Source organism: Bradyrhizobium sp. NAS96.2, from assembly GCF_001908235.1.
Taxonomy (GTDB): Bacteria; Pseudomonadota; Alphaproteobacteria; order Rhizobiales; family Xanthobacteraceae; genus Bradyrhizobium.
Map to the genome: position 1 here is coordinate 21,109 of NZ_LGHK01000172.1, position 12,468 is coordinate 33,576.

At 64.4% G+C, this 12,468-nt stretch carries 13 protein-coding genes; 8 read left to right on the forward strand and 5 right to left on the reverse strand.

What is annotated here, in order from left to right; translation table 11 throughout:
- The 3 genes from AC628_RS31000 to AC628_RS31010 form a co-directional block, all read right to left on the reverse strand.
- A complete protein-coding gene (locus AC628_RS31000; protein WP_074130585.1) occupies positions 1–807 on the reverse strand; it encodes an enoyl-CoA hydratase/isomerase family protein in 807 nt (268 codons plus the stop codon).
- 187 nt (positions 808–994) lie between these two features.
- Positions 995–1,753 (reverse strand): SDR family NAD(P)-dependent oxidoreductase, encoded by a 759-nt coding sequence (locus AC628_RS31005; protein ID WP_074130586.1) that lies wholly within the window; start codon positions 1,751–1,753, stop codon positions 995–997.
- Positions 1,754–1,799: 46 nt separating this feature from the next.
- Positions 1,800–2,528, reverse strand: a complete 729-nt coding sequence (locus tag AC628_RS31010) for a TetR family transcriptional regulator (protein ID WP_074130587.1) — start codon at positions 2,526–2,528, stop codon at positions 1,800–1,802.
- Between the two features lie 112 nt (positions 2,529–2,640).
- Here AC628_RS31010 and AC628_RS31015 point away from each other — a divergent pair, with 112 nt between their 5' ends.
- Positions 2,641–3,813 (forward strand): acetyl-CoA C-acetyltransferase, encoded by a 1,173-nt coding sequence (locus tag AC628_RS31015; protein WP_074130588.1) that lies wholly within the window; start codon positions 2,641–2,643, stop codon positions 3,811–3,813.
- Positions 3,814–4,021: 208 nt separating this feature from the next.
- Positions 4,022–5,566, forward strand: a complete 1,545-nt coding sequence (locus tag AC628_RS31020) for an acyl-CoA synthetase (RefSeq protein WP_074130596.1) — start codon at positions 4,022–4,024, stop codon at positions 5,564–5,566.
- A 113-nt stretch (positions 5,567–5,679) separates the two neighbouring features.
- Here the strand turns inward: AC628_RS31020 and AC628_RS31025 are convergent, their stop codons facing one another.
- On the reverse strand, positions 5,680–6,186 hold the full coding sequence (locus AC628_RS31025; protein WP_074130589.1) for a hypothetical protein: 507 nt from the start codon (positions 6,184–6,186) through the stop codon (positions 5,680–5,682).
- Between the two features lie 103 nt (positions 6,187–6,289).
- Here AC628_RS31025 and AC628_RS31030 point away from each other — a divergent pair, with 103 nt between their 5' ends.
- Both AC628_RS31030 and AC628_RS31035 read left to right on the forward strand, forming a co-directional pair.
- On the forward strand, positions 6,290–7,438 hold the full coding sequence (locus AC628_RS31030) for an alpha/beta fold hydrolase (RefSeq protein WP_074130590.1): 1,149 nt from the start codon (positions 6,290–6,292) through the stop codon (positions 7,436–7,438).
- Positions 7,439–7,555: 117 nt separating this feature from the next.
- Entirely contained in the window at positions 7,556–7,933 is a 378-nt protein-coding gene (locus tag AC628_RS31035) for a hypothetical protein (RefSeq protein WP_050422993.1), read from the forward strand.
- 75 nt (positions 7,934–8,008) lie between these two features.
- Here AC628_RS31035 and AC628_RS31040 read toward each other — a convergent pair whose 3' ends face one another.
- On the reverse strand, positions 8,009–8,731 hold the full coding sequence (locus AC628_RS31040) for a hypothetical protein (protein WP_074130591.1): 723 nt from the start codon (positions 8,729–8,731) through the stop codon (positions 8,009–8,011).
- Between the two features lie 166 nt (positions 8,732–8,897).
- Between AC628_RS31040 and mbfA the strand changes: the two genes are divergently transcribed.
- The 4 genes from mbfA to AC628_RS31060 form a co-directional block, all read left to right on the forward strand.
- On the forward strand, positions 8,898–9,869 hold the full coding sequence (gene mbfA / locus AC628_RS31045) for an iron exporter MbfA (RefSeq protein ID WP_050422995.1): 972 nt from the start codon (positions 8,898–8,900) through the stop codon (positions 9,867–9,869).
- A gap of 16 nt (positions 9,870–9,885) precedes the next feature.
- The gene (locus AC628_RS31050) at positions 9,886–10,755 is read left to right on the forward strand and encodes a hypothetical protein (RefSeq protein WP_143201892.1); all 870 of its coding nucleotides are present in this window, start codon (positions 9,886–9,888) and stop codon (positions 10,753–10,755) included.
- Between the two features lie 36 nt (positions 10,756–10,791).
- Positions 10,792–11,322 (forward strand): cytochrome b, encoded by a 531-nt coding sequence (locus tag AC628_RS31055; protein ID WP_074130592.1) that lies wholly within the window; start codon positions 10,792–10,794, stop codon positions 11,320–11,322.
- Positions 11,323–11,406: 84 nt separating this feature from the next.
- A partial coding sequence (locus AC628_RS31060) for an amidase (protein WP_074130597.1) occupies positions 11,407–12,468 on the forward strand: 1,062 nt, incomplete at its 3' end.

A 12,468-nucleotide genomic window follows, 5' to 3' on the forward strand; every position in this document is an offset into this window, starting at 1 on the left:
TCAGCGCCTGATATAGACAGGCTTTCGTTTCTCAAGGAAGGCCTTGATGCCCTCCTGGAAATCTTCCGAGCGGCTGCACAGCACCTGATTGCGATCCTCCATCGCAATCACGGCCTCGATCGAGCCGGCATCGACGCTCATGTTGATGCATTCCTTCGAGAGGCGCAGACCGACCGGTGAGGCCGTCATCATCGCATCGACATAAGGATTAGCCGCGGCATCGAGATCGGCGGCCTCGACGACTTCGGATACGAGACCGACGGCAAGCGCGCGATCGGCGTTGATGAAGCGCCCGGTGAGGATCAATTCGGAGGCGACCGACACGCCGACGAGGCGCGGCAGGAAATAGCTGGTGCCGATGTCGCAGCCCCCTAAGCCGAGCTTGATGAAGGCACAGTTCATCCGCGCGTTCTTCGCGGCGATGCGGATGTCGGCGGCAAGCGCCAGCGCAAAGCCGCCGCCGGCGGCGGCGCCCTGCACCAGCGCGATGATCGGCTGCGGAGCGCGCCGCATCAGCATCACGATGTCGGCAATGCGGCGCTGCGAGTCCAGGGAGTCAGCAACGCTCGGCGGCTCGGTCTGCCCGCCGCGCCGCGCCATCGCGTGCTTGAGGTCGAGCCCGGCGCAGAAATTCGCGCCGGCGCCCTTCAGCACCACGACGCGGGTGTCGCGATTGCGCTGCAAGCCCTGGAAATAGGTATTGAGCGCTTCGATCAACGACGGATCGAGTGCGTTGAGGCTTTCGGGACGATTGAGCGTGACCCAATCGACTCCATGGTGATGCTCGATCAGCAGCGGATCTGTCACGCGTCACACTCCTGCATCTGCAGATGCGGTGCCAGTTAATGCGCCCTCTCCCCTTGCGGGAGAGGGCATGTGCGTCGGTGCCGCGTATTCGCTTCGGAGAGGGGTGGCCGCGGAGAGAACCCCTCTCCCGGCAGCCTTCGCTGCCGCCCTCCCCCGCAAGGGGGGAGGGCAAGAGGCAGAATCCGCGCTAGCGCGGCGCCATGCGGATGGCGCCGTCGAGACGGATGGTCTCGCCGTTGAGCATCGGGTTCTCGACGATATGGACGGCGAGGTTCCCGTATTCCGAGGCGTCGCCGAGGCGGGCCGGATGCGGCACCTGGGCGCCGAGGCTCTTGCGGGCTTCCTCGTTGAGACCCATCAGCAGCGGCGTCAGGAACAGGCCGGGCGCGATGGTGTTGACGCGGATCTTCAGGCTGGCGAGGTCGCGCGCGGCCGGCAGCGTGAGGCCGACGACGCCGCCCTTCGAGGCCGAATAGGCGATCTGGCCGATCTGACCTTCATAGGCCGCGACCGACGCGGTGTTGATCACGACGCCGCGCTCCTCGCCGATGGTTTCGGCGGTGGCGAGGCGCTCGGCGAACAGGCGCAGCACGTTGAAGGTGCCGATCAGATTGACGTTGATGATGCGGACGAACTTGGCCAGCGGATAGACGCCGTCCTTGCCGACGATGCGCTGCGAGCCGCCGATGCCGGCGCAGTTCATCAGCACGCGCGCAATGCCGTGCGCGGCCTCGGCCTTGGCGATCGCCGCCTTGATGGCTTCCTCGTCGGTGACGTCGGCATGCAGGGCAACGCCCTTCACTTCGGCGGCGACCTTCTCTGCGTTTTCCTTGTTCTGGTCGATCACGCCGATCTTGGCGCCCTTGGCGGCCATGGCGCGCGCGGTTGCGGCACCAAGGCCGGAGCCACCGCCGGTGATGAGAACGGCAACGTCTTTCAACTGCATGAGAACAACCTTTCCTTGGGCGTTTCTTCTCTAGACTTCGAGCTGGTTATCCGGCGGCGATCGCTGCCGTTTCCTTATCGGGATTGAGCACGCCGCCGAAGATCAAGGCTTCCATGTGCTTGATGTATTCGCGGCAGACCTCGTCGGTGACCGGACCGACGCCGACCGCGCGCGACATCGCGTGGCGGCCGAAGAACAGGTGGTCGCAGGCGCCGATCAGGCTGGTGTAGAACAGCACCGGATCGATCTTGCGGAACTGACCGGCCTTGATGCCCTCGGCGAGCAGCCGGCGGTGAAAATCCAACAGCGGCGCGACGAAGAATTTCGACACTTCGTCCGCAGCGCCGGCCGAGCTCTCGTGCAGGAGATAATGGATCAGCCGGTTCATATAGGGGAACTGGTGGTAGGCGCGGATGATGCCGCCGATATGCAGGCGCAATTTCTCCGACGGCGTGATCGGCTGCGCCAGCAGATATTCGAGCTGCGATATCTCGGTGGCGGCGTCGCGCGCCAGCAGCGCCAGCAACAGCCCGTCCTTGTTGCCGAAATGATATTTCACCAGCGCAGCGTTGACCCCGGACTTCTGCGCGATGTCGGACAGCGAGACCTCGATCGAGGCGCGTTCGATCATCAGCTCGCTGGCTGCGACCAATAGCTTGTCGGCAGTGGCGTTTCTGCCGGCGGCGAGTTTCGTCGGTACGCTGGTATTCAACTGCGCTCTGGTCCCGCTCTGTGTCTGGACTCGACGGTAAATCGAGGCCGCACATAAGCCCATGGCGGGGCTGCACTCAAGAGTTAATTGATTGATTGACTAAATGCTGAGCCGCCCCTTAAATCCGGCCCAACTTTTAGGACCCCCAATCCAGAAAACATCAGGGAGATCAGACATGGCCGAGGCATATATCGTCGCCGCCGCTCGTACCGCGGGCGGCCGCAAGGGAGGGCGTCTGGCCGGCTGGCATCCGGCCGATCTGGCCGCGACCGTGCTCGATGCGCTGGTCGAACGCTCCGGCGCCGACCCGGCGCAGGTCGAGGACGTGATCATGGGCTGCGTGATGCAGACCGGCGAGCAATCCACCAACATCGCGCGCAACGCGGTGATGGCCTCCAAGCTGCCGGAGAGCGTGCCCGCCACCTCGATCGACCGCCAGTGCGGCTCCTCGCAGCAGGCGCTGCACTTCGCGGCGCAGGCCGTGATGTCTGGCACCATGGACTGCGTGATCGCCGCCGGCGTGGAATCGATGACCCGCGTGCCGATGGGGCTCGCCTCGTCGCTGCCGGCCAAGAACGGCTTCGGCCATTACAAGAGCCCGGGCATCGAGGCGAGATATCCCAACATCGTCTTCAGCCAGTTCACCGGCGCGGAGATGATGGCCGAGAAGTACGGCCTGTCGAAGGATGAGCTCGACGAATATTCGTACAACAGCCATCAGCGCGCGATCGCGGCGACGCAAGCCGGCCATTTCAAGGACGAGATCGTGCCGGTGAAGATCACCCGCGCCGACGGCTCGACCGACACCCACCACATCGATGAAGGCATCCGCTTCGATGCCAGCCTCGACGGCATCAAGGGCGTCAAGCTGATCGCCGAGAATGGCAAGCTTACCGCGGCGAGCGCCAGCCAGATCTGCGACGGCGCCTCCGGCGTGATGGTCGTCAACGAGAAGGGCCTGAAGGCGCTCGGCGTCAAGCCGATGGCGCGCATCCATCATCTCACCATGATGGGCGGCGACCCCGTGATCATGCTGGAAGCGCCGCTGCCGGCGACCCAGCGCGCGCTGCAGAAGGCCGGGATGAAAATCGACGACATCGACCTGTTCGAGGTCAACGAGGCCTTCGCCTCGGTGCCGACCGCGTGGCTGAAGACCACCGGCGCCGATCCGGCCCGGCTCAACGTCAATGGCGGCGCGATCGCACTCGGCCATCCGCTCGGCGGCTCCGGCACCAAGCTGATGACGACGCTGTTGCATGCCCTGAAGCAGCGCAACAAGCGCTACGGCCTGCAGACCATGTGCGAAGGCGGCGGCATGGCCAACGTCACGATTGTCGAGCGGCTGTAAGAAGCGTCTGCAAGAGAGGCCGCAAGAGCGTCCACACAAAAGGTGTCGTCCCGGCCTTGAGCCGGGACCCATAACCACAGGTCGATGTGGTTATGCCGGGCTGCGGCCCCAACTCATTTCAACAAATAAGAACGGTGGTTATGGGTCCCTGCTCCCGTGCGCGATTGCGCACTAGGCAGGGACGACCACCTTGTTTGAGGAAACGTCTGTGACCCATCCGTCGATCCACGCGCGTAACCACCCGAACAAGATCGCCTACCAGATGGCGGCGTCCGGCAAGGCGATCACCTATCGCGAGCTCGACGAGCTCTCGAACCAGGGCGCGCATCTGTTCCGCTCGCTCGGCCTGAAGGCGGGCGACCACATCGCGCTGCTGATGGAAAACCGCCTCGCCTTCATGGAGATCTGCTGGGCTGCGCAGCGCTCAGGGCTCTACTACACGGCGATCAGCCGTTACCTCACGGAAGAGGAGATCGCCTACATCATCAAGGACTGCGGCGCCAAGGTGTTCATCACCACGCCACAGTGTGCCGACAAGGTGAAGGGCCTGATCAAGGGCGAGGCGGCCGAGCCACTGTTCTATATGATGGACGAGCCAGCGCCCGGCTTCCGCTCCTATGACAAGGAGGCCGCCGCGCAGCCGACCACGCCGGTTGCCGACGAGGTCGCCGGCTACGACATGCTGTATTCCTCCGGCACCACCGGCCGCCCCAAGGGCATCAAGAAGGAGTTCGAGGGCAACCGGATCGACGTGCCGAACCCGTTCCTGCGGATCCTCACCGCCGACATGTGCGGCATGAATGCCGACAGCATCTATCTGTCGCCGGCGCCGCTCTATCACGCGGCTCCCCTGCGCTTCAACATGATGGCAACGGTGCTGGGCGGCACCTCCGTCATCATGGAGCACTTCGACGCCGAGGAATTCCTGAAGCAGGTCGAGAAGCACAAGGTGACGCAGTCGCAGCTGGTGCCGACGATGTTCGTGCGCATGCTGAAGCTGCCCGACGAGGTGCGCGCCCGCTACAAGGTGTCCTCGCTGAAGGGCGCGATCCACGCCGCGGCGCCCTGCCCGGTCGACGTCAAGGCCAAGATGATCGACTGGTGGGGACCGATCCTGATCGAGTATTACGCCGGCTCCGAGGGCAACGGCGTCACCGTCTCGACCTCGCAGCAATGGCTGACCCATCGCGGCACGGTCGGCCGCGCCGTGGTCGGCAAGGTCAAGATCCTCGACGAGAACGAGGAGGAGGCACCCACGGGGCAGATCGGGCAGGTCTATTTCGCCGACGCGCCTGTTTTCAGCTATCACAACGATCCCGAGAAGACGAAGAAGGCCTACAACGCCAAGGGCTGGTCGACGCTCGGCGACGTCGGCTATCTCGATGAAGAGGGCTTCCTCTATCTCACCGACCGCAAGAGCTACATGATCATCTCCGGCGGCGTGAACATCTATCCGCAGGAGACCGAGGACGTGCTGATCACGCACCCTGCGGTCTCCGACGTCGCGGTGTTCGGCGTGCCGAACGAGGAGATGGGCGAAGAGGTCAAGGCCGTGGTGCAACCGCACGACATCGCCAAGGCCGGCAAGGAGCTCGAAGCCGAGCTGATCGCGTTCTGCCGCCAGCATCTGTCGCCGATCAAATGCCCGAAGAGCATCGACTTCGAGCAGGAGCTGCCGCGCACGCCAACCGGGAAACTGGTGAAGCGCCATCTGCGCGACCGCTATTGGCCGAAAGCTCCCGCCAAGGCGTGACGCGCCTCACCCTCCCCTGGAGGGGACGCCTCTTATCCTCCCCTGGAGGGGGAGGGTGAAGCGTGCATGGGGATGCCGCTTGTGCCCAGCCCGCCGACTTTGCTGACCCAGACCTACAATTCCGCCGCCGGCTCGCAGGCGGCGGAGGCCGCGGCACGCAGATGCAGCTGGCCGTGCTTGCCTGATGCCGTGGTGGTCCACTGTGCATCGATCTGCTGCAAATCCTCCGACAGCTTGCCGCGATGGCTGCCGTCGGTCTCGAACGCTCCGCCGTCGTCCGGCGATCGCTCGAAGATCTCGACCTCGAGGTCGGACAGCCGGATGAACATCCGCACGCCGATCTTGGTCACGTGGCGGTCGACTTCATATGAACCGCAGCCGCGCGCTTCGGCATTCTGCTCGTTCAGGGCCTGCACCATGTCGAAGGTGATGATGACGTTCTGCACCGTGTTGTCGCCGTCCCACAGGAATTCGCCGATATAGGCGCGCGGCAGTTTTTCGGTGAGCTGCTTGATGTCGGCGGCGCGCACGGCCGAAATCAGCACGAGGCTCGCGGCCACGATCGTCAGACCGAGACGCGCCATCCAGCCGGGCAGCTCTGCAATCCTCGCGTGGCGCATGCGGTATGCATCCCCTGGGCAATGTTGCTATTGTCAGAACAATGACCGCCAGCATACAGCCAAATGCGCTGGTTGTGCGGCAATGCCCAACAGGTGATCTCAGATGGAAGCCCTCCCCGACGTCCCGCTCCCTTCCACCATCCGCTCGCGTTATGTCGACGGGATCAACGGCCTCACCATGCATGTGCTGGAGGCTGGCTTCGAGACGTCAGGCCGTCCCTGCCTGCTGCTGCTGCACGGCTTTCCGGAGCTGGCGTTTTCCTGGCGCAAGGTGATGCCGAAGCTCGCCGCTGCCGGCTATCACGTGATCGCGCCAGACCAGCGCGGCTATGGCCGCACCACCGGCTGGAGCGCGGATTATGACGGCGATCTCGCATCATTCCGCCTGCCCAACCTGGTGCGCGATGCGCTTGGGCTGGTCGCGGCGTTCGGCTACAGCCACGTCGCTGCGGTGATCGGGCACGATTTCGGCTCGTCGGTCGCGGCGTGGTGCGCGTTGATCCGGCCCGACGTGTTCCGCACGGTCGTGATGATGAGCGCGCCGTTCTCGGGCCCGCCGTCGTTGCCGTTCAACACCGCCAACGAACCGGCAAGGCCCGCGACTGACGACCCCGTGCATCGCGAGCTCGCCGCGCTGCCGCGTCCGCGCAAGCACTACCAATGGTACTATTCGACGTATCAGGCGAATGACGACATGCATCGCGCCCCGCAGGGCGTGCACGACTTCCTGCGCGCCTACTACCATCACAAGAGCGCGGACTGGAAAGACAACAAACCCTACCGACTGGAGTCATGGTCGGCGGGCGAACTGGCAAAGCTGCCGACCTACTATGTGATGGATCTCGCCAAGGACATGGCCGCGACGGTCGCCGAACAGATGCCGTCTCGCGCAGCGATCGCCGCCAACAGCTGGCTGCCGGACCACGAGCTTGCCTATTACAGCGCCGAGTATCGGCGCACCGGATTCCAGGGCGGGCTGCAATGGTACCGCTGCGGCACCTCGGGTGCGTTCACGGCGGAATTGCAGACCTGGAGCGGCCGTACCATCGACCAGCCGTCGGCGTTCATCTCGGGCAAGCAGGATTGGGGCACCTATCAGCGGCCCGGCGTGTTCGAGGCGATGCAGACCAAGGCCTGTACCAAAATGATCGGTTGCCATCTGGTCGGCGGCGCCGGCCACTGGGTGCAGCAGGAACAGCCCGATGAAGTGGGCCGGTTGCTGCTTCAGTTCCTCGCGCGCGCGGCGCAGTGACGGGCTGACGCAAGAAGAAATCTCCGGGAAATCGTCGGGACATTTCCGGGAACATTCCATGGAACCTGGCGTTGCAGTCAGCCGGTCTTGTCCGGCGGACCGACCTGGAGGAGGACTATGGAAAAGAAGATTGCCGGATTGTTGGGAGCGGTCGCATCGCTGGGCGCGCTCGGGGCCGCGCAGGCTGCGCCGGCACCCGCGCCGACCGACGTACTGCAAGCGAACTCCTACGCAGAACTGCTGGAGCCGATCACTAACGCCTCGGCAAAGCTGCAAGCCCTGGACGAGGCGACGCCTCCCCCGGCGCGCGAGACCGTCCAACTCGCGCAGTTCTATCACCACCACCATCATCACCATCACCACCACCATGGCTACTATCGCGGCTATGATCGTGGCTACGGACCTCCGGTCATCGTGGTGCCGCGCTATCGGCGATACCATCACCATCATCACCACCACCATCATCACCACAGCTTCTATCGGCGCGACTACTGAGCCGCGGCGGTTGGGCGATACGACAACGGGGCCTGCGGGCCCCGTTTGTTTTGCCTGCAGCGATGCGACTGCGCCTCAGGTCCCTCGCGCCTTCTCCTTGGCGGCGCGGTGGAGATGGCGATAGGTGCCGTCGAACACCGTGTCGGTCGACGAGGTCCATTCGGTGCCGGCGGCCAGTTTGGGCCGATTGCTGTAGATGCGGCGCGCCTGCAATTCGCGCTCGGCGGCTTCTTCCTCGCCCATCGGCTCGAGCTGGAAATCCGCCTCTTCCGGAATCACGATGATCTGCGCGAACGGCTCATTCGGCCGGAAGATGTGCGTGCGTCCTTCCACCGGTGCCTTGAACACACAGAAGAACATCATCGGCCACCAGTTACGGATCAGCGCCGGAACGGCGATCGGCACGGTGTCGGTACGGTCGGTGTAGAAGCGCGGATGCGGCTCGGTGCGCACCGCCATGCCCGGTTCGACCTTGAGGTCGAGCAAGATCTGATAGGTGTAGAACGTGTCGCCAAAATTCCGGAACGGCGGCCACTGCACGCCGCTGTCCGGCGGCTCGCCCCAATCTGCATCGAGGTGCAACCGGCCGTCGCGCGTGGTGACGTGCAGCTCGAAGGCGTAGGGGTAGAACAACTCGATCCCATACTGCGCGCCTTCCGAGAACGGCACGCAGTGCCAGACCTGCTCGCGTGAACCGTCGGTGCGCGGCTCGCGTCCTCCCGCCCAGCCCGGAATCTCGAGCTTGGTCCGCCGCGGTGCCAGGCGTGGATCGTTCAGGCGATATTTGACCGTGCTCATAGAGTCTCCGCAGTTCAGGACCGGAACTCGAACGGGCGCGAGATCGCCTGGTTCCCCTGTTCGTGATCAAAAACGCAACGAAGGCAAGGCCCTTTGGATTGACCACGGCATCGCCAGCCAATATTAGAATTATTCTAATTCTAAGTTGGATAAAGAAAGCGCTGCCGTGAAGAATTTCGCCGATCTGACCGAGCGCGAGGTGCTGGCGGTCGCGATTGCCTCCGAGGAGGAGGATAGCCGCATCTATATGTCCTTCGCCGAGGACCTCGCCGGCCGTTATCCCGATACCGCAAAGATCTTCGAGGAGATGGCGGAGGAGGAGCGCGGCCATCGCCACCGGCTGCTCGAAACCTACGAGCAGCGCTTCGGCCCGCATCTGCCGCCGATCCGGCGCGAGGATGTCAAAGGCTTCCTACGCCGGCGTCCGATCTGGCTGACCAAGAACCTGCCGCTCGACACCATCCGCAAGGAAGTCGAGACCATGGAGCTCGAAGCCGAGCGCTTCTATGCCAAGGCGGCGGAGAAGGCCGAAGATACCGGCGTACGCCGCCTGCTCGGCGATCTCGCCGAGGAGGAGAAGGGCCACGAGAAACTCGCGGTCAAGCTGACCGGCGACATCCTCAAGCCCGACGTGCGCGCCGAGGAAGACCGCACGCGGCGGCGGATGTTCGTGTTGCAATATGTGCAGCCGGGCCTTGCCGGATTGATGGACGGCTCGGTCTCGACGCTGGCGCCGCTGTTCGCCGCCGCCTTCGCCACCCATCACAACTGGCAGACCTTCCTGGTCGGCCTCGCCGCCTCGATCGGCGCCGGCATCAGCATGGGCTTTGCCGAAGCATTGTCCGACGACGGCTCGCTGACCGGCCGCGGCTCGCCCTGGCTGCGCGGCCTGACCTGCGGATTGATGACGACGCTCGGCGGCCTCGGCCACACCATTCCCTATCTCGTGCCCGATGCCTGGCCGAATGCATTCTGGATTGCGACCGCGATCGCAGGAATCGTGGTGTTCTTCGAATTGTGGGCGATCGCCTTCATCCGCTCGCGCTACATGGACACGCCGTTCCTGCAGGCGGTGTTCCAGATCGTGCTCGGCGGCGCGATCGTGCTCGCGGTCGGCATCTTGATCGGCGCGGCGTAGGACGGCGAGGTCAGCGATGCGATCCCGACGCCAATGCCGAGATACCGCGGGCGCTGCGCTGATTGCGCTCGCTGCGGTCGGATACGGCAGCCATGCGCACGCGACCGACGAGATCCAGGTCTACAATGCCGGCATCGCGGCGGTCGGCCAGCTCACCGTCCAGCAGCACCTCAACTATGTCGGCATCGGCCAGAAGGACCCGCCCTTCCCCGGCGGTTTTCCGTCCAACCACAGCCTCAACGGCACGCCGGAGTTTGCCTATGGCATGACGGACTGGTGGGAGCTCGGGCTCTATCTGCCGTTTGCCGTGCAGGACTGGCAGTTCCTGTCCGACGCCTTCAAGCTGCGCACGCTGTTCGTCTCGCCGAACGCCGACAAGCGCAACCTGTTCTACGGCATCAATTTCGAGCTCAGCTACGAAATGCCGAAATTCGCGCAGACCCGCTGGGGCCTCGAAATCCGGCCGATCATCGGCGTGCGCAACGCGGACTATGAATTCATCGTCAACCCGATCGTCGATGTCGGCTTCGGCCGATATGGCGAGGCGGATTTCGCGCCCGCCGCGCGCGTGGCGCGCAAGCTGAAGGACGATCTGTATGTCGGGCTCGAATATTACGCCGATTTCGGCAAGATCGGCGCCTTCAGCCCGCTCGCCGAGCAGCAGCATACATTGTTCGCGGTGACCGACTTCAAGGTGGGCGACGTCGACATCGATTTCGGCGTCGGCTACGGCCTGACACGCGCATCCGACCGGCTCGTGGTCAAGACCATCATAGGATATGCCTTCCCGGTACCTGGCGCCAAGGGAACCACATCGGAGCGGGCAAGCGCGAACGGCGCCGTCAATCCGCTGGCGCATCTGTCGGCGCGCAGCACGCCGTATTAGATTAACCTGACAATCTCAGAAGCGGTCCGAAAGTCCATGACCGGTCGTCTGCATTACGGCACCACCGCGAAGCTGCTGCATTGGGTGATCGTCGCCCTGCTGGCCGTGCAGTACCCCATTGGCTGGCTGATGCCGGACATTCATCGCGGCCAGGCTCCCGGCGCCGCCATGACGTTTCATATTTCGTTCGGCATCGTCATCCTTGTTCTCATCATGCTGCGGTTTGTCTGGCGGCTGACGCACCCGGTTGCGCCGGAAAGCTCGCTGCCGGCGTGGCAACGGCTGAGCTCGGAAGCCGTGCACTGGATGCTCTATGTTTTCGTGCTGGCGACGACCATCAGCGGCTGGCTGTTTGCATCATTTCGCGGCTGGACCGTCTCGTTCTTCTACATGATGCCGCTGCCGATGCTGGCCTCGGATAATGCCGCAGCCGGCAAGGCGATCGACGGCCTGCATCAGGCCGCGGAATGGTCCCTGCTGGTACTGATCTGCCTCCACGTCGCGACAGCGCTGGTGCACCTATTGATCTACCGCGATCGCATCATGCAGCGCATGCTCCCGGGCTAGGTTGTCGGCGCAATTGCGATCAAGCCGGTCTTGCCCGCCCGCTCCATTCTGCGCATGATCGCCGCCAAAATCAGGGAGCACGCCGTGGCCAAATCACAATACAGTTTCAAGACCGCCGTCGAACTGTCCGAGGCGCTGCGCACCAAGCAGGTCTCCGCCGTCGAACTCGCGGAAGACGCGATCGGCCGCATCGAGCGTCATGACGGCAAGGTCAACGCGATCTGCGTGCGCGATTTCGAGCGCGGCCTCGCTGCCGCCCGCGCCGCCGACGCCGCGATCGCACGCGGCGAGCACAGGCCGCTGCTCGGCATCCCCATGACGGTAAAGGAATCCTTCAACGTCGCGGGATTGCCGACGACCTGGGGCTTCCTGCCGCAAAAGGATTTCGTTCCGACTGAGGACGCACTCTCGATCCAGCGGGTGAAGGACGCCGGCGGCGTGATCCTCGGCAAGACCAACGTGCCGGTCGCGCTCGCCGACTGGCAGAGCTACAACGAGATCTACGGCACCACCAATAATCCCTACGACCTCGGCCGCACGCCGGGGGGCTCCTCCGGCGGATCGTCGGCCGCACTTGCGGCGGGCTACGGCGCGCTGTCGCTCGGCTCCGATATCGGCGGCTCGCTGCGCGTGCCGGGCTTCCACTGCGGCATCTATGCGCACAAGCCGACCTTCGCGCTGCTGCCGTCGCGCGGCCACACCCCGCCGCCGCTGCCGCCACTGCCGTTCGATCGTGATCTGTCCGTGATTGGCCCGATGGCGCGCGGCGCAGCCGACCTCGCACTCGTGCTCGACGTGATGGCCGGCCCCGATCCGCTCGAAGCCGGCAAGGCCTACCGGCTGGACCTGCCGGCGGCGCGCCACACCGCCTTGAAGGATTTCCGCATCCTCGTGATCGACAGCGATCCGGTGCTGCCGACCGACAAGGTGATCCGCGGAAGCATCGACAAGCTCGCGAGCAATCTCGACAAGGCCGGTGCGAAAGTGTCGCGCTCGAGCCCGCTGCTGCCGGACTTCGCCGCGTCCTCGCGGCTTTATATGCGCATCCTGCTGTCGTTCCTCGCGGCGAGCTTCCCGCCGGAGGTCTATGCCGGCGCCTGCGCGGCGGCAGCCGCGTTGCCGGCCGGCGACACCAGCCTGCAGGCC